The organism is Virgibacillus sp. L01 (genome assembly GCF_052246775.1).
Classification (GTDB): Bacteria; Bacillota; Bacilli; order Bacillales; family Amphibacillaceae; genus Lentibacillus.
Genome location: NZ_JBQQCP010000008.1, coordinates 144,098 through 169,933 on the forward strand (window position 1 = coordinate 144,098; position 25,836 = coordinate 169,933).

A 25,836-nucleotide genomic window follows, 5' to 3' on the forward strand; every position below is an offset into this window, starting at 1 on the left:
CTTGGGGACACTAGCGTATGAAAGTCAGAACAACGTTGCAATTTTAACTATTCAAAGTCCACCAGCCAACGCGTTATCTAGCAATCTATTACGTGATTTGGGTGAAAAGTTGGACGAAATTGAAAACGATAACATGATTAAAGCAATAATCTTACGAGGGGAAGGAAAATTCTTCTCAGCAGGTGCGGATATTAAGGAGTTCACATCCCTGCAAAATGCATCTGACTATCAAGCCTTGGCGGAAAAAGGTCAAGAGCTGTTTAACCGAATTGAGCACTTTTCTATACCAGTGATTGCTGCTATACATGGGGCAGCCCTCGGTGGAGGATTGGAACTTTCCATGGCATGTCATATTAGAATAGTTACAGAGAGCGCAAAGTTGGGATTACCTGAATTAACATTGGGTATTATTCCGGGATTTGCAGGCACGCAACGCTTGCCGCAATATGTCGGAACAGCTAAAGCATATGAAATGATCTTAAGCGGTCAGCCAATTAGCGGGACAGAAGCTAAGGCATTCGGCCTTGCAAATCAGGCTGTGAAAGATGAGGAAGTTTTTGAAGTAGCGACTAAACTTGCTGAAACAATTGCAGCCAAAAGTAAACCGACAATCAATAATATTATGGAATTAATTCCTTATTCAAAAACAGAACAGTTTACACAAGGGGTCCATGAGGAAGCAAAAGCATTTGGCAAGATCTTTGGTTCAGAAGATGCAAAAGAAGGTGTGCAAGCTTTCATAGAGAAGCGCAAACCTAACTTCCAAGATAAATAGTTTAAAGGAGGATATCACAAATGAACATATATGTATTGTTAAAAAGGACATTTGATACAGAAGAAAAAATCGCAGTTTCAAATGGGAAAATTGAAGATGATAGCGCTGAATATATCATTAACCCATATGATGAATATGCTGTGGAAGAGGCAATTAAACAAAAAGACGCTCACGGTGGTGAGGTGACAGTTGTTACAGTAGGTGACGAGGAATCTGAAAAACAACTGCGCACTGCTTTAGCCATGGGTGCAGACAAAGCAGTACTTATAAATACAGAAGATGATCTTGAAGATGGAGATCAGTATACAACAGCCAAAATTCTACAAACTTACTTCGAAGATAAGGAAGCAGACTTGATCCTGGCAGGGAATGTAGCGATTGACGAGGCAAGTGGTCAAGTTGGGCCAAGGCTCGCAGAAAGTCTTGGAATTCCTTTCGTTACTACGATTACTGCATTGGAAATCGATGGGGAAATAGTAAAGATCGATAAAGATGTTGAAGGTGACGTGGAGAAAATCGAGACAAGTCTTCCGGTTCTTGTAACATGTCAGCAAGGTCTAAATGAACCAAGGTATCCTTCACTTCCAGGGATTATGAAAGCGAAGAAGAAGCCATTAGAGGAATTGGAAATTGATGACCTTGACCTGGAAGAAGAAGACGTTGAAGCAAAAACAAATACAGTGGATATATACCTCCCACCAGAAAAAGAAGCTGGCAGAGTTCTTGAAGGTGAGATAGACGAACAAGTTCAGGAACTCGTTTCCTTACTGAAAAATGATGCAAAAGTACTGTAAACCTTTACTACAGAAAGGAGAAAAGACATGAGTGATAAATTACTAGTTATTGGCGAAGCAAGAGACGGCGTTTTACGTAATGTAACATTTGAAGCAATCGCAGCAGCAAAAAAAATAAATTCTGACGGGGATATTGTTGGTGTACTGTGTGGTAATGATGACTTGAGTAATCAAGCACAGGAAATGATTTATTATGGTGCAGATCGTGTTATTACGGTTCAACATGATGATTTAAAGGCATATACATCGGAAGGGTATGGTCAGGCTATCTTACCTGTTATTGATGACGAGTCACCAGATGGAATAATAATGGGTCATACAGCAATTGGAAAAGATTTAACACCTAAGTTAGCAAGTAAATTAGAAACCGGCTTAATTTCAGATGCGACTGAAATAGAAATAGAAGGTGATAAAGCAGTATTTATCCGACCAATATATTCTGGAAAAGCATTTGAAAAGAAAACTATCTCAAGTGGTTTAACATTTGCTACAATCCGTCCTAATAATATACTTGCACTGGAGCGTGATGAATCTCGTACTGGTGATGTAAGTTCAAAAGACGTGGAAATATCCAATATTCGTACAGTAATTAAAGAAGTTATCCGCAAAGCTTCAGAAGGCGTGGACCTATCAGAAGCAAACGTTATTATTGCAGGTGGCCGTGGTGTGAAAAGCGAAGAAGGCTTTAAACCATTATACGAATTGGCTGATGTATTAGGTGGAGCGGTTGGAGCTTCACGTGGTGCATGTGACGCGGAATATTGTGACTATGCACTTCAAATTGGTCAAACAGGGAAAGTTGTAACACCAGATTTATATATTGCTGTAGGTATTTCTGGTGCTATTCAGCATTTGGCTGGGATGTCTAACTCAAAAGTAATCGTAGCTATTAACAAAGATCCAGAATCGAATATCTTTAACGTTGCTGATTACGGTATTGTTGGCGACTTATTTGATGTAGTTCCAAAGCTAATAGAAGAAGTTAAGAAATTAAAATAATTTTTTATAAGACCTGATTAAATCTTTGATCAGGTCTTTTACTTCGCACTCGAATAACATTATAGGACATAGTTGTTTTCTAAAAGATTGTTGCTTTTTCCAAGCACTGAGTTTAAGACACAGTGTCTATAAAATGCGAATTAGTGAAGATTTTCTTTTGTTCTAATGATGGCTGAGTGCTTACATTCGTTTCGGCAGAATACTTCGCTTTCCATGGGAACGACCTCATTTAGTCGCTTCTTCTGTTGTCTTCGGAACGTGCTGTTCCCATAGGAGTCTACGTATTCTGCCTCTACTGGAAGAGGCTTCTTGATTAGAAGTTGAAGTGTTCCCTATGGCTAAGAAAATCAAGTTAAACAGTCCCAGCGTAGGAAATACACGGAGACTCCTGTGGGAGCTGAGGCGAGGCTGCTGAAAAACATATTTTGGAAAATTTTATTCCCACTTTATATAGTGAATAAGAGGTAAAATGATATGTTACTCTCCACTATAAGGTGAATATTGCATGAAAATTGGGAATTGATTCTTACTTGGTTAAGAAGATGGTAGTTTTTCAGCAGCCTCGAGCTGAGGCCTAGATGAGACTACGCAGCGACGTAGGAGCAAGGAGGCTCATCTGCCGCCCTTGGTGCGCAAAGTGTATTTCCGAAGCGGCGTCATAGCACTCAGCATTTTAGTTCGCAGTTTATATTAAAAACGAAGATTAATAAGCAGCAAAATGTGCGAAAAGTATATAGTGTATAAGCAAACTATTCGCAAGGAAATACTAACGATGATATACTCAACTTAAGATTGATTGAGGAGGAATGAAAATGGCAATTGTTCATGTTACAGATCAAAACTTTACTAAAGAGACATCTGAAGGCTTAGTATTAGCTGACTTTTGGGCTCCTTGGTGTGGACCTTGTAAAATGATTGCACCAGTATTAGAAGAAATTGATGGTGAAATGGAAGATAAAGTATCAATTGTTAAACTAGATGTGGACGAAAATCAGGAAACAGCTGGTAAATACGGTGTCATGAGTATCCCAACTTTATTACTATTTAAAGATGGCAATGTAGTTGACCAGGTTGTTGGTTTTCAACCTAAGGAAGCACTTGTTGAATTAGTTAACAAACATGCATAATTAAGTGTAAAATAGTATAATAAACAGTACTGTGAATCCCTTGTTGCTTTTTGTGACAGGGGGTTTCTTTATACTATTAAAAATACATACATCTTTCTATATATTTATAGAAAAAAACGGATATTAAAAAAGCTAGTTTAACACATATAACAAGGGATGAATTTGACTATGAATCAACAAATAAGTGAAAAGTTAGCTGTTCTTCCATCACAGCCTGGATGTTATTTGATGAAGGATAAAAATAATACAATTATATATGTAGGGAAATCTAAGTTATTACGAAATAGAGTAAGATCTTATTTTACTGGGGCGAATGACAAAAAGACACAACGTCTAGTTCTTGAAATAGTGGATTTTGAATATATCGTGACCACATCTGAAATAGAAGCATTAATTCTGGAAATGAACCTAATAAAAAAATATGACCCAAAATATAATGTGTTATTAAAAGATGATAAATCATATCCATATTTGAAGATTACCGCAGAAAGGCATCCAAGACTGCTGATCGTGCGAAAAGTAAAAAAAGATAAAGGGAAATATTTTGGTCCATATCCAAACGTACTTGCTGCCCGGGAAACCAAAAAACTTCTTGATCGATTGTATCCACTGCGCAAATGCAATAATCCACCAGGTCGTGTTTGCTTATATTATCACATGGGTCAGTGTTTAGCGTGTAGTGAACGACCAGCATCAGAAGATACTTATAAAGAAATAACTCAGAGCATCACTACTTTTCTGCACGGCGGTCACAAAGAAATAAAAAAAGATTTAAAAACCAAAATGCACGAAGCAAGTGAGAAGCAAAACTTCGAACGAGCTAAAGAGTTACGCGATCAAATTCAGCATATTGAAGTCGTGATGGAACAACAGCGAATGACATTAAATGATCAAGTAGACCGTGATATATTTGGGTACAGTTATGATAAGGGCTGGATGTGTATCCAAGTGTTTTTTGTGAGACAAGGGAAATTAATTGAACGAGATGTGTCGGTATTCCCGTTTTTTGATGATCCATCTGATACTTTTATTAGCTTTATAGGAAGGTTTTATTTGCACCAGCAACATCTGAAGCCAAAACAATTACTAGTACCTATTGGAACAGATACTACATTACTAAGCGAACTACTGGAGATAGAGGTTCACACTCCATTCCGGGGGAGAAAGAAAGAACTTGTTGAACTAGCTATGAAAAACGCTACGATCGCCTTAGAAGAAAAGTTCTCGATTATCGAGCGTGATGAAGAAAGGACTATTTTAGCAGTAGAAAAGTTAGGTGAAGCTCTTCATATCGAGATGCCCCACCGTATTGAAGCTTTTGATAACTCAAATATTCAAGGTACTGATCCTGTATCAGCGATGGTAGTTTTCACCGATGGCAAGCCAAACAAAAAGGAGTATCGTAAATATAAAATAAAAGATGTAAAAGGCCCTGATGATTATGAAACAATGCGTGAAGTAATTCGTCGCCGCTATAAAAGAGTTCTAAAAGAAAACCTTCCATTACCAGATTTAATAATTGTAGATGGAGGTAAAGGGCAAATTAGTGCAGCACTTGATGTATTAGAAAATGAACTCGGATTGGATATTCCTTTATGTGGTTTGGCGAAAGATGACAAGCATAAGACAAGTGAATTATTATATGGAATACCACCGGCGATTATACCGCTGTCAAGACAGTCTCAAGAATTTTACCTTGTACAGCGGATACAAGATGAAGTACACCGGTTTGCAATTTCTTTTCATCGACAATTACGTGGAAAGAGTTTATTTCAATCGGAATTAGATAAAATTCCAGGTGTAGGTGAAAAGCGAAGAAGGTTGCTGTTAACGCACTTTAAATCAGTAACGGAAATTAGGAATGCTTCATTACAGGAACTAACCAAATTAGGTGTACCAAAAAACATTGCTGAAGTAATATTAGACCACTTAAAAAACGAAAAATAAGAAGCGAAACAAACCTGTTTATTGTTTCGCTTCATCATAAATTTCTTAATAATCTGTAAAGACAATAGAGAATTCTACTTGGTGAACTTTTTTATGTATTTCTTCTATGCATTCACATGGTATCTCTTTAATGATTTGAATTGCTTCAGCTAAAAACCCAGCTTCTAAACGAAAATCTGTTTCGAAGGGTGCATTTAACCGATATACAACAGAGTCAGCCATTAGTTGGAAAATAAGTTCTTTCTTTTTTTCCTTAACAAGTTCCAGGTTGCCCCAGCCCAGTTTATCAAAAGCGAAAATAATATCCGTTATGGACTGAATTTCTAGTTTTCTAGCAATGTTTTTGCCCATGAAATATAGAAGCGTACTTGATTCAGTCCCTAATACCTCAGGTAAACCTATATATCGCAGTACGTCATACCCGGCACCAGATGTATGGAGTTTATCCAAAAGTGAAACAGACATGGACTCGTGTTCATTTGACATTGATGTCATCCTTTCCTATCAGTAACCAACTCACAGATACTCTGGTCACGATATTCGAGATTATCTTAGTAGTAGTTTACTAGTTTTATTATCTATATAAATTAGTCATTGTGCAAGCATTCTAATAAAAATTTTAGGATGTTTTATAATAGTTTGTCGATATTGATATAAACTGCACTGCTACAAGTACTTTTTAAAAAGTTTGAAGTGCTATTATGCCGCTCCGGAATTACACCTCGCGCCTTGGGCGGCTCTAGTTCGGGCGGAGCGGCGGGATGAGAGTTTATCGAGATTATTTGAGCAGTTAGTTTGCAGTTATCAAAAATGTACCGTTGATCCAAAGTCAACTAAAGTAGTGTATCTTCAACCTTCTTTATTCCTTCAAGGTTTATGCGTTTATTTTCGCTACGAAAGTTGAAATATTATTCTATTTTAAAAGTCATTTGTGGTAAAAGCAACTTAAAAACAGCAAAAACTAAGGTATAAATAAAAAAGTGAGATATGTCACATAAAAAAATAAAGCGCCTCCTTTTCTTGACGCTTCATACAGTTAGAAGTACAATAAATATGTCATAAATTGTACATTTTTGGACAATAACTATGTTAGTGCTTTATTGTCATAAAATCTTGTGCATTACTAAGAATTAACATAACATAATATCTGAGGGGGGTAACACATGGCAGAACATCGTGAGTTTTTTTACCGTAGACTCCATTCCCTGTTAGGGGTAATACCAATCGGGATTTTCTTGATTCAACACCTGGTTGTAAACCATTTTGCTGTATATGGTGAAGAAAGTTTTAATAAAGCAGCAGGTTTTATGCATGACCTACCATTTAGGTTAGTATTGGAAATCTTTATTATATTCCTTCCAATTTTGTTTCATGCAATTTTAGGGGTTTATATTGTATTTGTTACAAAAAACAACACAAAACGATATGGTTATTTCCGTAACTGGATGTTTTATTTGCAACGTGTAACAGGTATAATTACATTTGTTTTTATCGCATGGCATGTCTGGGAAACACGTGTACAAATTGGCATGGGCAATGCAGAATTGGACTACAGTTTAATGGAAAACATTCTTTCCAATCCTGTAATGTTCTGGTTTTACATCCTGGGTGTAATCTCTACTACATTCCATTTTGCAAATGGATTATGGAGCTTTTTGGTATCTTGGGGCATTACACAATCACCAAAGTCACAAAAGATTGTTACATATGCAACATTGCTCGTCTTTTTGGCTATCAGCTATATCGGTGTAAGAGCATTAATTCAATTCGCTTATGGAGTTTAATTTAAGAATAATGGGAGTGAGTAAATATTATGAGTAATCGTAAAGTCGCGGTTGTAGGCGGCGGTTTAGCCGGTCTTATGGCAACAATCAAAGCAGCTGAAGATGGAGCTGTAGTAGACCTGTTTTCTATTGTCCCTGTAAAACGTTCTCACTCTGTATGTGCCCAAGGCGGTATAAACGGTGCAGTAAACACAAAAGGTGAAGGAGATTCACCTTGGAAACACCTTGATGACACAGTATATGGTGGCGATTTTCTTGCAAATCAGCCACCTGTAAAAGCAATGTGTGACGCAGCACCGGGTATAATAAATTTACTGGACCGTATGGGAGTAATGTTCAATCGTACTCCTGAAGGTCTTCTTGATTTCCGGCGTTTTGGTGGTACAAGTGTACACCGTACAGCATATGCAGGAGCAACTACAGGTCAACAATTATTATATGCACTCGACGAACAGGTTCGACGTTATGAAGTTGAGGGATTAGTAAATAAGTATGAAAACTGGGAATTTCTTGGAGCTATTATAGATGATGATGGTGTAGGAAAAGGGATTGTCGGACAGAACATTAAGACACATGAAATAAAATCCTTCCCATCAGATGCAACAATTATGTCTACTGGCGGTCCTGGAATAATCTTTGGTAAATCTACAAACTCAATGATTAATACAGGATCAGCAGCAAGTACTTTGTACCAGCAAGGCGCAAAGTATGCTAATGGAGAATTTATTCAAATCCATCCCACTGCTATTCCAGGGGATGATAAATTACGTTTGATGAGTGAGTCGGCACGTGGTGAAGGCGGTCGTATTTGGACATACAAAGACGGAGAACCTTGGTACTTCCTGGAGGAGAAATATCCTGCTTACGGAAACCTTGTTACCCGTGATATCGCAACACGTGAAATATTTGATGTATGTGTAAATCAAAAGCTAGGCATTAATGGAGAAAATATGGTTTACCTTGATTTATCACATAAAGATCCGAAAGAATTGGATGTTAAACTTGGTGGTATCATCGAAATTTATGAAAAATTTGTCGGTGAGGATCCTCGTAAAGTTCCAATGAAAATATTCCCTGCAGTACATTACTCTATGGGTGGACTTTGGGTTGATTATGATCAAATGACTAGTATTCCGGGTATATTTGCAGCAGGCGAATGTGATTATTCACAACATGGTGGTAACCGTCTGGGTGCTAACTCATTACTATCTGCAATCTACGGTGGCTCTGTTGCTGGTCCAAATGCAATCAAATATATTGAGGAACTTGAAACACATGTTGAAGATATGTCACCTGAGTTATTTGAGAATAGGGAAAAAGAGGAACAGGAAAAGTTTGAAAAGCTTATGAAAATGGAAGGCGATGAAAATGCTTATCAGCTTCATAAAGAGCTTGGAGAACTAATGACAGATAACGTAACAGTTGTACGTCATAATGAAAAACTTAAAGATGCGATTGAAAAAATTAAAGATCTCCAGAGACGATGGGAAAACATTAATATGGACGATACATCCCGTTGGAGTAACCAAGGTGTGATGTTTACTCGGCAATTAAAAAATATGCTCCATTTAGCACGTGTTATTGCTCTTGGTGCTTATAATCGTAATGAAAGCCGTGGCGCGCATTATAAACCGGAATTCCCTGAAAGAAATGATGAAGAGTGGTTGAAAACGACTATTGCAACATACGATGAGTCAGAAAACGCTCCGGTTATAACATATGAAGAAGTTGATACTTCTCTTATAGAACCGAGATTAAGGGACTATTCTAAAAAATAATTGAGGGGAGAAAGATATGCATGGCTGAACAAAGTACAGTTACATTTATCATAACTCGACAAGATAGCCCGGATTCACCTTCTTATCAGGAGACATTCAAAGTACCATATAAAAAAAATATGAATGTTATTTCAGGTTTGATGGAAATTCGCCAAAATCCTGTTAATGCAGATGGAGAAAAAACAGCACCTGTCTACTGGGATATGAGTTGTCTTGAGGAGGTTTGTGGAGCCTGTTCAATGGTTATAAACGGGACAGCACGTCAATCATGTGCTACGCTAGTAGATAAATTGGAACAGCCAATACATCTGGAACCAATGAGCACCTTCCCGGTTGTTCGTGATCTAATAGTAGATCGCGAGCAAATGTTTGATGCATTAAAACAGATCAAGGCGTGGGTACCTATTGATGGAACCTATGATCTTGGTCCTGGACCTCGTATGCCCGAGAAAAAACGTCAATGGGCATATGAACTTTCAAAATGTATGTCTTGTGGTGTTTGTTTGGAAGCATGTCCAAATGTTAACGATAAATCTGATTTCATTGGACCTGCAGCACTTTCGCAAGCAAGGTTATTTAATGCTCATCCAACTGGAGAAATGAATAAAAGTGAACGTTTAGATGGGTTAATGGAAGACGGAGGCATTTCGGGTTGTAGTAATGCACAAAACTGTGTGCAGGTGTGTCCTAAAGGTATTCCGTTGACAACATCAATTGCTGCTATGAACCGTGATACAAACATTCAATCTTTCAAAAATTTCTTTGGTAGTGACAACGCGCATTAATTCTATCAAACTATGAAAATACCATGGCCCTTACCTAACATTGGTAAGGGCCATTTTTCAGAAGTATAGATACTTTCTTACTGCATAAATGCAACAAGGGCGTATCTAAATCAATGTCTGGCGGTAAGCCAGGTTTTCTAAGAGGAAGGAGAAGTTTTATTTGAAAACAGTTTCATATATTAAAGATTTAACAAAATGGCAATCTGAATTTTCCTTTTACATACCTATTAAAATACGCTTCTCAGAAACGGACATGTTTGGTCATGTGAACAATGTATCGGCATTTATCTACTTTGAAGAGGCACGTATTGAATTTTTGAAGTCTGTTGGTTTATTTCAAAATGAAAAAAGTAATGACGAAGGAGTACCTATTGTTGCAGATTTACAATGTGATTATCATAAGCAAATGTATTTTAACGAACAGATGTGGCTTTATGTAAAAGTGAATCATATTGGGAACACATCCCTTGATATCCATTACATGGCGTTAAATGACAAAAATGAGTTGTGTTTAACTGGTCGGGGGAGATTAGTGTATATAGATCCTGAATCGGGAAAACCAATTCAGCTCATGGATTCAATGAAGGAAAAATTATTAGCAAAAACCGACTTCCAGTAATGAAAGTCGGTTTCTTCTAGAGCTTTAATTCCCCCATGCGAAGGAGCTCTACTACAGCCTGTGATCGCCCCTTGACTCCTAACTTTTGCATAGCATTTGAAATGTGGTTTCGGACAGTTTTCTCTGATATAAACAATTCCTGGGCAATTTCCTTTGTTGTTTTGTCTTGTACTAAGAGCTCGAATACCTCTTTTTCACGTTTGGTTAATAATTGCTTCGGTTTGTACTCGTTGTCCTTCAAATGTTAACCCCTCCTTGCTGTCATAGAGCTGCAGAATGAGAGGAAATTATTTAGTCACTATAGCTTATGAAATTAAGTGCAAACGGTGAGTACAATTATGTTGAATTTTAATCTTAATTTGTTTAACTTACGATAGCTATATTATATATATAAATGATTATTTTGTTATACTATTTATTGGAGTTATAGAACCCCATAAAGTTGCTTCATTAACCTTCATCCTTTTTCACAATTAAAAGGAGGCTATCCATGTTACATGAAATTTTAGAATCAAATCAATTCATATTACTAATGGCTTTATTATTAATTATTAGTGTTCTTGTTACCAAGTTCTCTACGCGCTTAGGTGTTCCTTCTCTTGTTCTATTTATCGGCGTCGGTATGCTGGTGGGGAGTGATGGATTAAACATTATATACTTTGATAATGCCACAATAGCGCAATTAATAGGTATTATTGCACTTATAATTATTTTATTTGAGGGTGGCTTACAGACACAATGGGCAAAGATAAAACCTGTATTGCCATCAGCACTGACTATGGCGACGTCAGGTGTACTGGTCACTACGGGGGTTGTTGCAGCTGCTTCTAAATATATGCTGGGTATTTCCTGGCTGGAAGGATTACTTTTGGGCTCTATTGTGGGATCAACTGATGCTGCCGCTGTATTTGCTGTGTTAAAGGATAAAAATATCAAAGGGAAAATTAAATCGACACTTGAGGCTGAATCGGGATCAAACGACCCAATGGCAATGTTTCTGACGCTTTCCTTTATTCAGTTAATAACACAGGACCAAGCAGGGATAGGTTCACTAATATGGTCGTTTTTCTGGCAGATGGGGATTGGGTTATTATGCGGGCTAATAATTGGAAAGGCTGGCAGTTTGTCAATTAATCGAATTAACTTGGATTCAAGTGGACTGTATCCTTTATTTGGACTTGCATTCGCATTTTCTGCCTACAGCATAGCTGCATTGATTGATGCCAGTGGGTTGCTTGCTGTTTACGTTGCTGCACTAATTATTGGTAATTCAGAGTTAACCTATCGTCATTCTATTCTTCGATTTAATGAAGGATTTGCTTGGATGGCGCAAATTGTTATGTTTGTTATATTAGGGTTATTTGTTTTTCCAGCGGAGCTGTTCCAATGGAATTATCTAATTAATGGATTGTTAGTTTCAGTTGTTTTAATATTTGTTGCACGGCCAATTGCAGTATTTCTGAACTTAATGAAATCCCAGTATAATCTTAAAGAAAAAATATTTTTATCATGGGCTGGTTTGCGTGGAGCGGTTCCAATTGTCTTATCAATATTTCCTATGCTTGCTGGAGTAGAAGGAAGTCAGGTTATGTTTAATGTTGTATTTTTCGTTGTTTTAACATCTACACTGATACAAGGTTCCACTATTATATATCTGTCCTCCAAGTTAGGGTTGGAAAATGAAATTAAAGAAAAACCGGTACACTCTTTAGAGTTGATTTCAATGGGAAAAACCAATGTGGAGATGGTTGAATATGATGTAACAAGTAAAAATAAAATTATTGGTGAAACCCTTGAAAGTATGACACTGCCGGATAATGCATTAATCAATGCAATTATACGAAATAATGAAATTGTTACACCAAACGGGCAAACGGTAATTAAAGAAAATGATACGCTTTATATATTGGTTTCCCGAAAGAGTAAGCGTAAATTAATAAAATTATTAGAAGAAGACACTGATAGTGCATAAGGAAAACCTTATAACTGAGTCAATTTCATAGATACTCAACTTTCGCCTCTATAGAATAAGCCCAAACAGCTAGCTTGATAAACAACATTGATAAAAGATTTTTGTACACATAATATATAAACTGCGAACTAACTGCAGGAATAATTTCTGTAAACTCTCGTCCCGCTGTCGAATTATGTTAAAATAAGTCTAAGGAAATATATTGGGGGGTTACCCGTTTGGAAAATGATTTATCAACAGAAGCAATAGTAAATGTAGAAAAAAGACTTCGTTATATATCAGGTGTTATTAAACAGAATGGACGAAAAATATTAAATAATTACCCAATTACATCACCACAATTTATCGCTTTACAATGGTTAATAGAAGAAGGCGATTTAACAATTGGAGAGCTTTCGAATAAAAACGGGCTAGCTTTTAGTACTACAACTGATCTTGTAGACCGTATGGAGAAAAATAATCTGGTTGAAAGAATAAGAGATGCAAGCGATCGACGGGTTGTGAGAATTCACGTATTAAAAAAGGGAAATTCCATTATTCAGGAAGTAATTCAAAAACGGCAAGCCTATTTGGGAGAGGTTTTAACAAACTTTTCAATAGAACAAACGGATTCATTAAATGATTTACTAACGTTTTTATATGAACAAATGCAATCTGTTAATGAAAAATAACAACAAAGAAGAGGCGATTTTTTTGAATCAGGCGATAGGGGTTATTGATTCTGGTGTGGGCGGTTTAACAGTTGCAAATGAACTGATGCGGCAGTTGCCAAGAGAAAATCTTGTGTATTTAGGCGATACATTAAGATGCCCATATGGTCCCAGGTCAAAAGAGGAAGTAAAAAAGTTTACGTGGGAAATGGTTGATTTTCTACTTGAAAAAGAGATAAAGATGCTGGTTATAGCATGTAATACTGCAACAGCCTTTACACTTGGAGAGCTTCAGAGTGAATTGGATATACCGGTTATTGGGGTCATTCAGCCTGGTGCCAGAGCTGCAATTAAGTTCACTAATAATAGTCATGTTGGGGTGGTTGGTACAGAAGGAACAGTTAGAAGTAATGCATATACAGATGCGTTACAGAGCATCAAGGCAGATATTCATGTAAATGCTTTGGCATGTCCGTTGTTTGTCCCAATGGTTGAACAAGGGATTTTATCTGGTACACATGCAGAACAAGTGGTAGAGGAATCGCTACACCCAATGAAAATGAATAATCATATTGATACACTTATCCTTGGTTGTACACATTATCCACTAATTAAAGAAACAATCCAATCCGTTATTGGTGATCATGTTACCATTATATCTTCCAGTGAGGAAACAGCTCGTGAAGCAAGTACTATACTGGAATTTCATAATCAGTTAAATAAAGATAATCATATACCGGATCATAAATTTTACTCGACTGGTGAATTGGAAATGTTCACGAAAATTGCTGAACGTATTTTTATGAAATCAGTAGATAAATTCCACTCCGTTACAATACAAAAAGCATTTATATAAAAATGAGAATCCCATTTTTTATGGAGATTCTGATTTTTTTCTGGGCAGTAAGGAAAGTATAAATCCTTTCTTACTGCCTAAGTGCCAGTAAGGCATTCACCAATAAGGCTTGGCGATTCCCAATTTTTCTAAAAAGGTTGGTCTAATTTTACGATATGCTCGTATATATAATAGTACAAACCATCGTAGGAGGGAATAGCATGCAGAAACGCAGTACATTACTTTTAATTATAACGGTGTGTCTTTCTATTATATTGACTGGATGTTTCCAAGGAGAACAATCAATTGATAATGAAGAAATGGATCCACCTAAAGACTCTGAGGCTGTAAATGATTTGGATAATGTATCAGATGAATCGGAATCAGAGGGTATTGATGAAGAGTCTGATGGCGAAGCGGCACCAGAGACGGTTGGAAGACAACTATATTTAATTGATTCAGATGGAATGGTGGCCTCACAAACATTGCAATTACCACAGATTGCATCCAAGGAGGTAGCAATACAGGCACTCCAACACTTGGTAAAAGGAGGACCTGTTACATCCTTATTACCAAATGGATTTCAGGCAGTTTTGCCAGCTGGAACACAAGTAAATAGTTTAAGTCTTGAGGAAAATGGGACGTTAATTGTAGATTTGTCTGAGGAGTTTAAAAGTTATGAGAAAGAAAACGAGTTAAAGGTGCTTCAGGCAATGACATATACATTAACACAATTTGATAGTGTAGATAATATCAAACTACGGATTAACGGAGAGGCGCAAACGGAGATGCCTGTAAATGGAACTCCTATTGGTGAGGGTTATTCGAGAGTGAACGGTATTAACCTAATTCAGTCTGATAGTGTTGACCTGATGGCAAGCAAGCCTGTTACGTTGTACTATCCATCTGTACATGATGACAATCAGTATTTTGTTCCGGTAACACAGTATATTAATGTTGAGAACCAGGATCTGTACGGTTCGGTAATTGGAGCATTACTGGAAGGTCCAGGTGTTGAAGCTAATGTACAGCATGTTTTCAACAATCAGACAGAACTTACAAGTAACCCAAGCTTAAGAGATGGTGTGCTTGAAGTGGTATTCAGTGAGGAAGTACTTCAGGATGGGGAAAAAGCCGTGATTTCCGATGAAGTAATGGAAACATTAGCACGTACCTTAACAGAAGATCCAGCTGTGGAGGCCGTGCAAGTGAAAGTTGAAAATGTCGAGACACTCTTTAATGAAAATGGAGAACCATATACGACACCTGTTACAACACAAACATTTTCGAAAACTGAAAAATTATAATTAAAAGGCTGTGACAAGCAGCCTTTTTTGTTTGGCTTTTAAACAAATCCTGCACGATAAGCGTTTTCTAAGTAATTTAATGGAAAACTTCGATCTGCAGAAGCAGATGTCTGTTAGTATGTATTATCGTGTTTCTTTAGTAAAAAATATGTTAGGATAATCCTATCGTAAGTGTAGGAATAAGGAGGAATATGTTTAAGTGAGAAATGATCAAAGGGATAACAATGAATTACGCTCCATAACAATTACACCAGATTTTGTTAAACATCCTGAAGGCTCTGTGCTAATTCAAGCGGGGGGCACTAAGGTTATTTGTAATGCAAGCATTGAGGACAAGGTCCCCCCATTTATGCGAGGCCAGAAAAAAGGATGGATTACGGCTGAATATGCTATGCTCCCTCGAGCCACAAACCAACGAAACATCAGGGAGTCTTCTAAAGGTAAAGTAAGTGGAAGAACGATGGAAATACAGCGATTAATTGGACGAGCACTACGTTCAGTAGTTGATTTGGACCAGATTGGCGAGCGTACAGTTTGGGTGGATTGTGATGTCATCCAGGCAGACGGCGGCACAAGAACTGCTTCTATTACAGGTGCATTTGTGGCTGTAGTCTTAGCTTTCGGCAGATTAATTGCAAATAATAAAATTGAAAAAATGCCTGTAACTGATTTTCTGGCAGCGATATCTGTTGGCGTATTGTCCGATGGTACGGAAGTGTTAGACCTGAACTATGGTGAAGACTCAGAAGCACTTGTTGATATGAACATAGTAATGACAGGTGCTGGAGAATTTGTTGAAATACAGGGTACTGGAGAAGAGGCAACATTCACAAACAGCCAATTACAGACGATGCTTGGACTCGCTAATGATGGAATGCTGAAAATAAATACTATACAAAAAGATATACTGGGTGAATTAGCTGATAAAATAGGTGAAACAAAAATAAGTGGAGACGATTCATAATGAAAGAAATAATCATAGCGACCAAAAATCCTGGGAAAGCAGAGGAGTTTAAAACATTCTTTGCGAAATTTAATATTAAAGCAGTTTCCTTGCTGGACTTATCTCAGTCAATAAATGATATTGAGGAAACAGGGGAGACGTTTGAAGAGAATGCTGCAATAAAGGCAGAGCAGATAGCAAAGTTAATGAATAAGTCAGTATTAGCTGATGATTCAGGCTTAATGATTGATGCATTAGATGGCAGACCTGGAATATTTTCTGCCAGATATGCCGGTGAACCAAAAGATGATAACGCAAATATAGAAAAAGTATTAGCTGAGCTAGAGGATACGAAAGAATCTGATCGTACAGCACGGTTTGTATGTGTATTAGCAGTAGCAATGCCAGACACGGATACAATTTTTAAGAATGGTTACTGTGAGGGGAAGATCTCTGTATCTGCAAAAGGTTCAAATGGATTTGGTTATGACCCCGTTTTTATACCTGAGAACTATACCAAAACAATGGCAGAACTGTCTCCTGATGAAAAAAATAGTATTAGTCACCGGAGTAATGCAATTAAGCAGCTGGAAGATTGGCTTGAAAATATGTAGGTTATAATGTGAGGTGTTATTATGCCAAGTGTTTTAATTGTAAGTGATAGTCATGGTTCTACAAATGAACTAAACAAAATTAAAGAACGTCATCCTTTAAAGTATATGATACATTGTGGAGATTCAGAATTAGATATGGATGCACCAGAGATGAATGGCTTCATAAAAGTTGCTGGAAATTGTGATTTTGATTCAAGGTATCCATTAGAACAAACAAACTTAATCGAGGGTCTTCGCTTCTATGTTGCACATGGTCACCACCATCAAGTAAAAACCAATTTAATGACAATAGCATACCGCGGAGAAGAAGAAGAGGCTCAGGTAGTTTGCTATGGTCATACACATATTGCTATGGCTGAAAAGGTTGGAAATCAATTGGTGATTAATCCAGGCAGTATTTTATTGCCCAGGGTAAGGGCCGAACAAACATATGCTATCTTAGAGTGGGATAACTTAGATGCAGTCCAGGTGAATTATTATACAGTTGAAGGTGACTTCATCGAAGACCTTTCGCTTATAATTGCTTTGAAGTAATCGTTGTTGGCAGGTAAGAAACCCCCGTGACTACTGAGTAAGCAGCCAACATCTGTCTTGAAATTTATTTTTCATATAACAAATTTGAGGTTTGCGGACACCAGGGAACATATTTCACACAAATACAATCAAATAATAATGATATATGTGAAATAAAGCCTTCTGAGTGAGAAAGTTACTTTTATATAAAAATAGCGTCTCCTGTGTCCGCTAAAATCAAGTAAGAGAGGTATTTTTATACAGAAGTATATACTACATAAATGCAACTAAGGTAAATTCTCCTAAAGGCGTTGGGAACGCCATGTTTACTATCTTTTCATTGAAGAGAATAATTCGACTAGATGAAAAACATTTATATCTATTGACAAATATTTTCAAAGTGCATATAATAATTCTTGTTCGTTTAATTTAGTAGTTGTCGATTATCAAACACGAACGAATGGTTTTTGTAAGTATCTTTAGGTAATAAAGTCAAAAATAATATGCGGGTGTAGTTTAGTGGTAAAACTTCAGCCTTCCAAGCTGATATCGTGGGTTCGATTCCCATCACCCGCTCCATGTGTCCCAGTAGCTCAGTAGGATAGAGCAATAGCCTTCTAAGCTATGGGTCGCAGGTTCGAATCCTGCCTGGGACATCATCTGGAGAAACCTATCAACAAATTAATAGGTTTCTCTTTTATTATCTTAAAAGTTTATTTTTCAATTAACAGGGTATGTATATTTATAATGGGAAAAACTAAAATAAAATTAGAAGGGAGTGAATAGAAAAAGATGCAGAGCAATAAGGAAAATGTAATTCTTTTTCCCAAGTGGCGAACAGCTTTAGAAGAAGAAAGTTTGAACGCAATTAAGGAGAAGAGATATGAGGAAGCATTAACAAAGCTTGATCAATTATTAAGTTACCATGTTGATAATCATGAAATTGTGATAGGAAAACTGATTTGTCTGATGGAAATGGATCGTTATGAAGAAGCCCAGGATTTATGTGAAGCATTACTGAAACATAAAGATGAAAATTATTACCATTACTTACATATTTACTTAACAATACTGTTCCAGACCAGTCAATATGAATTATTAATGGAACAAGTAGAATTTGAATTTGAGTCAGAAACGGTTCCAGACGTGATTTACGAACAATTTCAGCAACTTTATGATATGAGTAAGAATATGAAGAATGAAATACGAAATGAAAAGTCTTCCGAATACATAGGTGAATTATTAAAGGCTGTTGAACAGGAAAACCATGTCCAGCAGTGGCGTTTAGTTGAACAAATGCGTAAAATAAATGCAAACCCGACAGACTCCATCAGAAGGTTACTGATAGAAAACTATGTACACCCGGTTACCAAGACAGCGATTTTTAAGTGGCTGCAGGAAAAAAGTATTTCAGACGAGGTTACCATAAACAAACTTAATAAACAATTGACATTAACACCGGTAAATGTACCTGACATCAGCTCACATAAAACAATGAAGCAGACTCTTCTATTAATTAATGAGCTGGAACAAAAGAATCCATCATTGTTTCAGTTAGTTGAAAGGCTTTTATACCGGTATGTTTATGTAAGGTATCCAATCATGCCAAATGACAGGGATATCATTCATATAGCTGAAGCATTATCGAAGATTGGTGAAGAGTATTTAGATATACATACAGAAGATAATAAGCATTTGGATGAGCAGGTTGAAAGATATATAGAAGAAATCAAAATGTGCGAAGCTTTATACTTAACAATCATTGAAGCATAGTCTGCAAAGTAGCCCTAACGCTTGAAAGCACTAGTAATTATGTTATAATGAGATGGTTGTAAACTTGATCATTATATATATTTATTTATATTGATGAACGTGAAATTTAAAAGTAATATTAGATTTTGGAGGGAATTTTTATGTCAGCAAAATGGGAAAAAAAAGAAGGTAATCAAGGAGTACTAACAATAGAAGTAAGTCCTGAGGAATTTGATAGTGGTTTGGATCAAGCATTCAAAAAAGTTGTGAAAGATGTTCAAATCCCTGGCTTCCGTAAAGGAAAAGTACCACGTAAAATATTTGAAAATCGCTTCGGCGTAGAATCATTATATCAGGATGCGGTTGATATTATTTTACCGGATGCTTATATGAAAGCTGTAGAAGAGACTGGTATTGAACCAATTGAACAACCTGAAGTTGATATTGAAGAAATTGAACAAGGAAAAGAACTTATTTTCACTGCAAATGTTACAGTTAAGCCAGAAGCTACTTTAGGTGAATATAAAGGCCTTGAAGTTGAAGAGCAATCAGTTGATGTTACAGATGAAGATGTAGATCATGAAATCGAACATCAGCGTGAACATCAAGCAGAACTTATTATCAAAGAAGAAGGAACAGTAGAAGAAGGCGACACGGTAGTTATGGACTTTGAAGGCTTCTTGGATGGAGAAGCTTTTGAAGGTGGAAAAGGTGAAGATCACACATTAGAAATCGGATCTGGGCAGTTCATTCCTGGATTTGAGGAACAATTAGTTGGTAAAAAATCAGGTGAAGAGACAGAAATTGAAATAACTTTCCCTGAAGATTATCATGCAGAACAGTTAGCTGGTCAAAAGGCTGTATTCGCAGTAAAAATTCATGACGTTAAAACAAAAGAATTGCCAGAACTTGATGATGAATTTGCTAAAGATGTCGACGAAGAAGTAGAAACACTTGAAGAGCTTAAAACGAAGAAAAAAGAAGAGTTGGAGGCACAAAAGAAACAAGATGCTGACAATCAGATGCGTGAATCACTAATTGAACAAGCTTCAGAAAACACAGAAGTAGAGATTCCAGAATCAATGGTAAATACCGAGCTTGACCGTATGCTTAAAGAGTTTGAGCAACGTTTGCAACAGCAAGGTATGACAATGGATATGTACTTCCAATTTTCCGGACAGGATGAAGATGCATTGAAAGAACAAATGAAAGAAGATGCTCAAAAGCGTGTCAAAACTAATTTGACATTAGAAGCTATTTTCAATGCGGAAAATCTTGAAGTAACAGATGAAGATGTGGATGCTGAACTGACTAATATGGCTTCCATGTATGGAGCTGAGGTTGAGCAGTTGAAGCAAATGTTAGGCGGAAATGCTGACGCTATTAAAGAGGATCTGAAGTTTAAGAAAGCTCTTGATTTCTTAGTTGAAAATAGTAAAACTGTATAATCACTTTGCTTGAGAATAGATTAAATGAAGAAGATTAATGAACAAGGTGCGAAAAAATCGCACCTTGTTTTAACTTTAGCAGATAAGAAAGTATAACTACTTTCATACTGCATAAGTGCAACTAAGGCAATTCGTCCAAACGCTTGGCGAATGCCGAGTTTTCTAATAATTAATCACAATTTTACTCTAACGTATTGCTGCAAGACAGATATGTTTTCATTTGCAGATGCAGATTTCTTAATTTGCGTAAGGTGCAACTAAGTTTAGCGATGAGCCAGGTTTTCTAAACTTTATAGAAAGTGATAAAACTTGTTATCTATCGTATTTAACTAACATACGATAAATAAGGACTGGATAATATAGTTATTTTTAAATTTTAATTTTAGCTAACAATGTAACATATAGTATAAGTAGTTTGATTTGACTTTTCAAAAAAATTCTCCATAATAAAATGATAAATAAAGGAGACGCTTATCGTTTTGTTTTCTTATTTTGATTTGATATGATGACAGTGAAAGTTAAATTATAAAAGATGAAGCTGAGAAAAGATTTAAACTTTTAGGAGTGAAATGCATGTTTAAATTTAATGAAGAAAAAGGACAACTAAAATGTTCATTTTGTGGGAAAGGTCAAGATCAGGTTCGTAAGTTAGTTGCCGGACCTGGTGTTTATATATGTGATGAATGTATTGAACTTTGCACAGAAATAGTTGAGGAAGAACTCGGTACGGAAGAAGAAACCGAGTTTAAGGAAGTACCTAAACCAAAAGAAATTTGTGAAATTCTAAACGATTATGTAATCGGACAGGAAAAAGCCAAGAAAAATTTATCTGTTGCGGTATATAACCATTACAAACGGATTAATACACCTAAAAATTCAGATGATGTAGAACTTGCAAAAAGTAATATCGCAATGCTGGGACCAACTGGCAGTGGTAAAACATTGCTTGCACAAACATTGGCAAGAATACTAAATGTTCCATTTGCTATGGCTGATGCAACTTCATTAACTGAAGCTGGGTATGTTGGGGAAGATGTTGAAAATATCTTATTGAAGCTTATTCAATCTGCAGATTATGATGTAGAAAAAGCAGAGAAGGGTATTATTTACATCGATGAAATTGATAAGGTTGCCCGTAAATCAGAAAACCCATCAATTACACGTGACGTGTCTGGTGAAGGTGTACAACAAGCATTATTAAAGATTCTTGAAGGAACTGTTGCAAGTGTTCCACCACAAGGCGGACGCAAACATCCTCATCAGGAATTCATTCAAATTGACACGACTAACGTACTATTTATAGTTGGTGGCGCATTTGATGGTATTGATCAAATAATTAAACGTCGTTTAGGTAAGACAGTAATTGGATTTGGGTCTAATGATGAACAACAAGATCTGGAAATGGGTGAACTCCTGCAAAAAGTGTTACCAGAAGATCTGTTGCGTTATGGTTTAATTCCAGAGTTTATCGGAAGAATACCGGTTGTAGGAAGTCTTGAACCACTAGATGAAAAAGCGCTAGTCGAAATCTTAACAAAACCTAAAAATGCACTGGTAAAACAATATGTAAAACTCTTTCAGATAGATGATGTTGAGCTTGAGTTTGAAGAAGAAGCTCTTATTGAAATTGCCAAAAGAGCAATTGAACGGAAAACCGGTGCCAGAGGTTTACGTTCCATTATTGAAAGCATTATGCTGGAAGTGATGTTTGAACTACCATCACGCGAAGACATTGAGAAGTGTATTATTACAAAGGATACTGTTCTTCAGGAAGATGGCGGTCCAAAGCTAGTACTTGTTGATGGAACTGTCAAAGAAGGAAATGAAAAGCTTCCTAAGGAAAGTGCATAATTCATTTAGGTAAGTAAATAATAGGAGACTGACTTGGCTTTTGATCATCTTCAATAATCCTTTATTGAGGTTACAATCTTTAGCCAGATGTCAGTCTCTTTCTTATTGCTGCGCTTGAACAGAAACTGGCATTTATATGCCTGTATGATGTGATTAGTATTTCATCATCGGGTAATACTAATCACAGTTAGCAATAAGGGCTTTTTTCGTTTACAAATGGGAAAGTTTTCTATAAACTTTAAACAATAACCAAAAATACATAAGCATTAACAGTACATATTACGGAGGTACAAACTATGACAAAAGATACAATTCAGCTTCCCCTCCTGCCATTACGCGGATTACTCGTTTTTCCATCGATGGTATTACACTTGGATGTTGGGCGTGATAAATCCGTTACAGCATTGGAAAAAGCAATGATGGGCGACCAAACCATCTTTCTTGCTGCCCAGAAAAAGGTGAGTTTAGACGACCCTGAGCCAAAGGACATATATAGGATTGGTACAGTAGCAAAAGTAAATCAAATGCTGAAACTGCCAAATGGAACAATGCGCGTATTAGTAGAGGGACTTCATCGCGGGGAAATCATTAAATTTAACGAGGAAAGCGAAGAATTTAGTGTTGAAATTAAAGAGATTGAAGAACAACATGTTGAGAAGAATGAAGAAGAAGCACTTATGCGCTCATTACTCGGGCAATTTGAACAATACATAAAGGTATCACAGAAAATCACAAAGGAAACATTAGAAACGGTTTCAGATATTGATGAACCAAGCAGATTCGCAGATATTGTTACGTCACATTTATCCTTGAAAATTAAAGATAAACAGGATCTTTTAGAAACGGTAAATGTAAAAGAAAGGCTACAGCAATTAATTAAATTAATAACGAATGAAAAAAAAGTGCTTGATTTAGAAAAGAAAATCGGACAACGAGTTAAAACATCAATGGAGAAAACGCAAAAAGAATATTATTTACGAGAGCAATTAAAGGCTATACAGAAGGAACTTGGTGAAAAAGATGGTAAGTCTGGTGAAGTAGGCCAGTTACGAGAAAAGGTTGAGGAATCGGACATGCCTGAACGCATTGTCGAGGTTGCAATGAAAGAATTAGATCGTTTTGAAAAAGTACCGCAAAGTTCTGCTGAAAGTTCAGTTATCCGAAACTATGTAGAATGGCTTCTAGCATTACCATGGACGGAAAAAACCAAAGATACAATTGAGATAGACAATGCCCAGAAAATATTGGATAGAGATCATTATGGGTTGGAAAAGGTAAAAGAACGTATTCTGGAATACCTAGCTGTACAAAAACTGACTCAATCTATCAAAGGGCCAATTCTTTGTCTTGTAGGTCCTCCAGGGGTTGGTAAAACTTCACTGGCTAAGTCTATTGCACGATCGATAAATCGAAATTTTGTTCGGGCTTCCCTTGGTGGCATAAGAGATGATGCTGAGATACGTGGTCATCGACGGACATATATTGGTGCTATGCCAGGAAGAATAATACAAGGAATGAAAAAAGCTAAAACCGTCAATCCAGTTTTTCTACTAGATGAAATAGATAAAATGTCCAATGATTTCCGTGGCGACCCATCTGCAGCAATGCTGGAAGTGCTGGATCCAGAACAGAACAGTAATTTCAGTGATCATTTCATTGAAGAGACATATGACTTATCGAATGTACTCTTTGTTGCAACCGCGAACTATGTTAATAATATCCCGGGGCCATTGCTGGATCGTATGGAACTTATCTCTATATCTGGGTACACTGAAGTTGAAAAGCTGCATATTGCTAAAGAACATTTATTATCCAAGCAGCTTAAAGAAAATGGACTAACGAAAAATAACCTGCAAATCCGAGATAATGCATTATTGAAATTAATCCGTACGTATACACGAGAAGCGGGTGTGCGAGGATTGGAACGTCAGCTTGCTACTCTATGCCGGAAAGCTGCAAAAATTATTATTTCTAAAGAGAAAAAACGAGTAATTGTTACGGAAAAAAGTATCGAGGAATTACTTGGGAAACCTCTGTTTCGCTATGGTGTAATGGAACAGGAAAATCAGGTAGGTGCTGCTACGGGGCTTGCCTATACAGCAGCTGGTGGGGATACTCTGTCAATTGAAGTTTCCCATTATCCAGGTAAGGGAAAACTTACTCTTACAGGTAAACTTGGTGATGTTATGCAGGAATCAGCACAAGCAGCCTTTAGTTACATTCGGTCACGTGCGAGAGAGTTAAGTATTAATCCTGATTTTTATGAAACATATGATATTCATATCCATGTTCCTGAAGGTGCTACACCAAAGGATGGCCCTTCTGCAGGTATTACAATGGCAACAGCCCTAGTCTCCGCATTAACCGGAAGAGCAGTTAAAAAAGAAGTTGGAATGACTGGAGAAATAACGTTGCGCGGGCGTGTTTTACCCATAGGTGGGTTAAAAGAAAAATCATTAAGTGCTCATAGAGCAGGGATAACAACGATTATTATTCCTGAGGAAAACGAAAAGGACCTAGAGGATATTCCAGATAGTGTCCGAGGTGGTCTTACATTTATTCCGGTAAACCATCTAGATCAAGTACTAAAACATGCGCTTACGGAGGAAAAAAATGAAAGTAACTAATGCAGAAATTGTGATTAGTGCAGTTAGTCAAAAACAATATCCAAACGACCAGCTTCCAGAGGTTGCACTTGCTGGTCGTTCAAATGTTGGAAAGTCATCATTTGTTAATAAGTTAATACATCGCAAGAATTTAGCACGTACTTCTTCAAAGCCAGGAAAAACACAAACATTAAACTTTTATAAAATAAATGAAGCATTTTATTTTGTTGATGTACCTGGCTATGGTTATGCCAAAGTCTCCAAAAAGGAACGAGAAAAATGGGGAGGTATGATGGAGGAGTATTTTGAAACAAGGGATACGTTAAAAGCTGTTTTACTAATCACAGATATTCGTCACGAGCCAACTAAAGACGACGTGCAAATGTATGCCTTTTTAAAGCATTTTGAATTACCAGTAATAGTAATTGCAACTAAGCTGGACAAAGTTCCTAAAGGCAAACATGCTAAACATTTAAAGCGAACCAAACAAACGTTGCAAGTAGCGCCAGAAGATACTGTGATTCCTTTCTCTACAGAAACCGGTCAAGGAAAAGATGAATCATGGAGCGCGATAAGAAGCTATATTAAAATTTAATTCAAAAACTACAGCAATAAAAAACTCTTTCCTCCAGTGAGCAGGGAAGAGTTTTTATTGTTTGATTATATTCAGAAAATTATAAAGAATGGAAGAGTATCTAAAAGGATTATACCGTATAGTTAAGTATAAAAGAGATATA

Annotated in this window: 23 protein-coding genes and 2 tRNA genes; 23 read left to right on the plus strand and 2 right to left on the minus strand. The window is 36.7% G+C overall.

The window, feature by feature from the left end; all coding sequences use genetic code 11:
• The first annotated feature begins 1 nt into the window (after position 1).
• The 5 genes from ACTWQM_RS15170 (at position 2) to uvrC (ending at position 5,642) form a co-directional block, all read left to right on the plus strand.
• Positions 2–775, plus strand: a complete 774-nt coding sequence (locus ACTWQM_RS15170) for an enoyl-CoA hydratase (protein WP_443259007.1) — start codon at positions 2–4, stop codon at positions 773–775.
• 20 nt (positions 776–795) lie between these two features.
• Entirely contained in the window at positions 796–1,569 is a 774-nt protein-coding gene (locus ACTWQM_RS15175; protein ID WP_443259008.1) for an electron transfer flavoprotein subunit beta/FixA family protein, read from the plus strand.
• A gap of 27 nt (positions 1,570–1,596) precedes the next feature.
• Positions 1,597–2,568: an electron transfer flavoprotein subunit alpha/FixB family protein gene (locus tag ACTWQM_RS15180; protein ID WP_443259009.1), complete on the plus strand. Its 972-nt coding sequence runs from the start codon at positions 1,597–1,599 to the stop codon at positions 2,566–2,568.
• An 812-nt stretch (positions 2,569–3,380) separates the two neighbouring features.
• Complete coding sequence (gene trxA, locus ACTWQM_RS15185) at positions 3,381–3,695, plus strand: thioredoxin (RefSeq protein ID WP_092492390.1); 315 nt, start codon at positions 3,381–3,383, stop codon at positions 3,693–3,695.
• 168 nt (positions 3,696–3,863) lie between these two features.
• Positions 3,864–5,642: an excinuclease ABC subunit UvrC gene (uvrC, locus tag ACTWQM_RS15190; protein WP_443259010.1), complete on the plus strand. Its 1,779-nt coding sequence runs from the start codon at positions 3,864–3,866 to the stop codon at positions 5,640–5,642.
• A 45-nt stretch (positions 5,643–5,687) separates the two neighbouring features.
• Here the strand turns inward: uvrC and ACTWQM_RS15195 are convergent, their stop codons facing one another.
• Complete coding sequence (locus tag ACTWQM_RS15195) at positions 5,688–6,128, minus strand: YslB family protein (RefSeq protein ID WP_443259011.1); 441 nt, start codon at positions 6,126–6,128, stop codon at positions 5,688–5,690.
• Between the two features lie 677 nt (positions 6,129–6,805).
• Between ACTWQM_RS15195 and ACTWQM_RS15200 the strand changes: the two genes are divergently transcribed.
• The 4 genes from ACTWQM_RS15200 to ACTWQM_RS15215 all read left to right on the plus strand — a co-directional run bounded on the left by ACTWQM_RS15200 (position 6,806) and on the right by ACTWQM_RS15215 (position 10,608).
• The gene (locus ACTWQM_RS15200) at positions 6,806–7,426 is read left to right on the plus strand and encodes a succinate dehydrogenase cytochrome b558 subunit (RefSeq protein ID WP_443259012.1); all 621 of its coding nucleotides are present in this window, start codon (positions 6,806–6,808) and stop codon (positions 7,424–7,426) included.
• Between the two features lie 29 nt (positions 7,427–7,455).
• Complete coding sequence (sdhA, locus tag ACTWQM_RS15205) at positions 7,456–9,204, plus strand: succinate dehydrogenase flavoprotein subunit (protein ID WP_443259013.1); 1,749 nt, start codon at positions 7,456–7,458, stop codon at positions 9,202–9,204.
• A gap of 20 nt (positions 9,205–9,224) precedes the next feature.
• Positions 9,225–9,989 carry a succinate dehydrogenase iron-sulfur subunit gene (gene sdhB / locus ACTWQM_RS15210; RefSeq protein WP_443259014.1) on the plus strand — a complete coding sequence of 255 codons (765 nt, stop codon included), beginning with the start codon at positions 9,225–9,227 and terminating at the stop codon, positions 9,987–9,989.
• Positions 9,990–10,149: 160 nt separating this feature from the next.
• Positions 10,150–10,608 (plus strand): acyl-CoA thioesterase, encoded by a 459-nt coding sequence (locus ACTWQM_RS15215; protein ID WP_443259015.1) that lies wholly within the window; start codon positions 10,150–10,152, stop codon positions 10,606–10,608.
• A gap of 16 nt (positions 10,609–10,624) precedes the next feature.
• Here the strand turns inward: ACTWQM_RS15215 and ACTWQM_RS15220 are convergent, their stop codons facing one another.
• Positions 10,625–10,849, minus strand: a complete 225-nt coding sequence (locus ACTWQM_RS15220; protein WP_010651078.1) for a helix-turn-helix domain-containing protein — start codon at positions 10,847–10,849, stop codon at positions 10,625–10,627.
• 249 nt (positions 10,850–11,098) lie between these two features.
• Between ACTWQM_RS15220 and ACTWQM_RS15225 the strand changes: the two genes are divergently transcribed.
• The 14 genes from ACTWQM_RS15225 to yihA all read left to right on the plus strand — a co-directional run bounded on the left by ACTWQM_RS15225 (position 11,099) and on the right by yihA (position 25,694).
• A complete protein-coding gene (locus tag ACTWQM_RS15225; protein WP_443259016.1) occupies positions 11,099–12,580 on the plus strand; it encodes a potassium/proton antiporter in 1,482 nt (493 codons plus the stop codon).
• A 218-nt stretch (positions 12,581–12,798) separates the two neighbouring features.
• Complete coding sequence (locus ACTWQM_RS15230) at positions 12,799–13,251, plus strand: MarR family winged helix-turn-helix transcriptional regulator (protein ID WP_443259017.1); 453 nt, start codon at positions 12,799–12,801, stop codon at positions 13,249–13,251.
• A gap of 22 nt (positions 13,252–13,273) precedes the next feature.
• A complete protein-coding gene (gene racE / locus ACTWQM_RS15235) occupies positions 13,274–14,086 on the plus strand; it encodes a glutamate racemase (protein WP_443259018.1) in 813 nt (270 codons plus the stop codon).
• 200 nt (positions 14,087–14,286) lie between these two features.
• Positions 14,287–15,372: a GerMN domain-containing protein gene (locus ACTWQM_RS15240; protein WP_443259019.1), complete on the plus strand. Its 1,086-nt coding sequence runs from the start codon at positions 14,287–14,289 to the stop codon at positions 15,370–15,372.
• A 199-nt stretch (positions 15,373–15,571) separates the two neighbouring features.
• Positions 15,572–16,336: a ribonuclease PH gene (gene rph, locus ACTWQM_RS15245; RefSeq protein WP_443259020.1), complete on the plus strand. Its 765-nt coding sequence runs from the start codon at positions 15,572–15,574 to the stop codon at positions 16,334–16,336.
• Positions 16,336–16,929 carry an XTP/dITP diphosphatase gene (locus tag ACTWQM_RS15250; protein WP_443259021.1) on the plus strand — a complete coding sequence of 198 codons (594 nt, stop codon included), beginning with the start codon at positions 16,336–16,338 and terminating at the stop codon, positions 16,927–16,929. The genes rph and ACTWQM_RS15250 overlap by 1 nt, the downstream gene beginning before the upstream one ends.
• 21 nt (positions 16,930–16,950) lie before the next feature.
• Positions 16,951–17,463: a YfcE family phosphodiesterase gene (locus tag ACTWQM_RS15255; protein WP_443259022.1), complete on the plus strand. Its 513-nt coding sequence runs from the start codon at positions 16,951–16,953 to the stop codon at positions 17,461–17,463.
• A gap of 484 nt (positions 17,464–17,947) precedes the next feature.
• Positions 17,948–18,021, plus strand: a tRNA-Gly gene (locus ACTWQM_RS15260).
• Between the two features lie 3 nt (positions 18,022–18,024).
• Positions 18,025–18,098: transfer RNA gene (locus ACTWQM_RS15265), tRNA-Arg, on the plus strand.
• Positions 18,099–18,234: 136 nt separating this feature from the next.
• The gene (locus ACTWQM_RS15270; protein WP_443259023.1) at positions 18,235–19,215 is read left to right on the plus strand and encodes a DUF3196 family protein; all 981 of its coding nucleotides are present in this window, start codon (positions 18,235–18,237) and stop codon (positions 19,213–19,215) included.
• Positions 19,216–19,355: 140 nt separating this feature from the next.
• A complete protein-coding gene (gene tig / locus ACTWQM_RS15275; protein WP_443259024.1) occupies positions 19,356–20,642 on the plus strand; it encodes a trigger factor in 1,287 nt (428 codons plus the stop codon).
• A gap of 573 nt (positions 20,643–21,215) precedes the next feature.
• On the plus strand, positions 21,216–22,493 hold the full coding sequence (gene clpX / locus ACTWQM_RS15280) for an ATP-dependent protease ATP-binding subunit ClpX (protein WP_443259025.1): 1,278 nt from the start codon (positions 21,216–21,218) through the stop codon (positions 22,491–22,493).
• 296 nt (positions 22,494–22,789) lie between these two features.
• Positions 22,790–25,120: an endopeptidase La gene (gene lon, locus ACTWQM_RS15285; RefSeq protein WP_443259026.1), complete on the plus strand. Its 2,331-nt coding sequence runs from the start codon at positions 22,790–22,792 to the stop codon at positions 25,118–25,120.
• Positions 25,107–25,694 (plus strand): ribosome biogenesis GTP-binding protein YihA/YsxC, encoded by a 588-nt coding sequence (yihA, locus tag ACTWQM_RS15290; RefSeq protein WP_443259027.1) that lies wholly within the window; start codon positions 25,107–25,109, stop codon positions 25,692–25,694. The genes lon and yihA overlap by 14 nt, the downstream gene beginning before the upstream one ends.
• Positions 25,695–25,836: the final 142 nt, after the last annotated feature.

What these genes read in the sequence shown, in the direction of transcription:
- ACTWQM_RS15240 (WP_443259019.1), top strand. Translation starts at nt 14,287, where the DNA reads ATGCAGAAACGCAGTACATTACTTTTAATTATAACGGTGTGTCTTTCT.
- ACTWQM_RS15180 (WP_443259009.1), top strand. Translation starts at nt 1,597, where the DNA reads ATGAGTGATAAATTACTAGTTATTGGCGAAGCAAGAGACGGCGTTTTA.
- lon (WP_443259026.1), top strand. Translation starts at nt 22,790, where the DNA reads ATGACAAAAGATACAATTCAGCTTCCCCTCCTGCCATTACGCGGATTA.
- sdhB (WP_443259014.1), top strand. Translation starts at nt 9,225, where the DNA reads ATGGCTGAACAAAGTACAGTTACATTTATCATAACTCGACAAGATAGC.
- sdhA (WP_443259013.1), top strand. Translation starts at nt 7,456, where the DNA reads ATGAGTAATCGTAAAGTCGCGGTTGTAGGCGGCGGTTTAGCCGGTCTT.
- ACTWQM_RS15200 (WP_443259012.1), top strand. Translation starts at nt 6,806, where the DNA reads ATGGCAGAACATCGTGAGTTTTTTTACCGTAGACTCCATTCCCTGTTA.
- ACTWQM_RS15250 (WP_443259021.1), top strand. Translation starts at nt 16,336, where the DNA reads ATGAAAGAAATAATCATAGCGACCAAAAATCCTGGGAAAGCAGAGGAG.
- clpX (WP_443259025.1), top strand. Translation starts at nt 21,216, where the DNA reads ATGTTTAAATTTAATGAAGAAAAAGGACAACTAAAATGTTCATTTTGT.
- uvrC (WP_443259010.1), top strand. Translation starts at nt 3,864, where the DNA reads ATGAATCAACAAATAAGTGAAAAGTTAGCTGTTCTTCCATCACAGCCT.
- ACTWQM_RS15255 (WP_443259022.1), top strand. Translation starts at nt 16,951, where the DNA reads ATGCCAAGTGTTTTAATTGTAAGTGATAGTCATGGTTCTACAAATGAA.
- ACTWQM_RS15270 (WP_443259023.1), top strand. Translation starts at nt 18,235, where the DNA reads ATGCAGAGCAATAAGGAAAATGTAATTCTTTTTCCCAAGTGGCGAACA.
- ACTWQM_RS15225 (WP_443259016.1), top strand. Translation starts at nt 11,099, where the DNA reads ATGTTACATGAAATTTTAGAATCAAATCAATTCATATTACTAATGGCT.
- tig (WP_443259024.1), top strand. Translation starts at nt 19,356, where the DNA reads ATGTCAGCAAAATGGGAAAAAAAAGAAGGTAATCAAGGAGTACTAACA.
- ACTWQM_RS15195 (WP_443259011.1), bottom strand. Translation starts at nt 6,128, where the DNA reads ATGTCAAATGAACACGAGTCCATGTCTGTTTCACTTTTGGATAAACTC.
- ACTWQM_RS15175 (WP_443259008.1), top strand. Translation starts at nt 796, where the DNA reads ATGAACATATATGTATTGTTAAAAAGGACATTTGATACAGAAGAAAAA.
- yihA (WP_443259027.1), top strand. Translation starts at nt 25,107, where the DNA reads ATGAAAGTAACTAATGCAGAAATTGTGATTAGTGCAGTTAGTCAAAAA.
- trxA (WP_092492390.1), top strand. Translation starts at nt 3,381, where the DNA reads ATGGCAATTGTTCATGTTACAGATCAAAACTTTACTAAAGAGACATCT.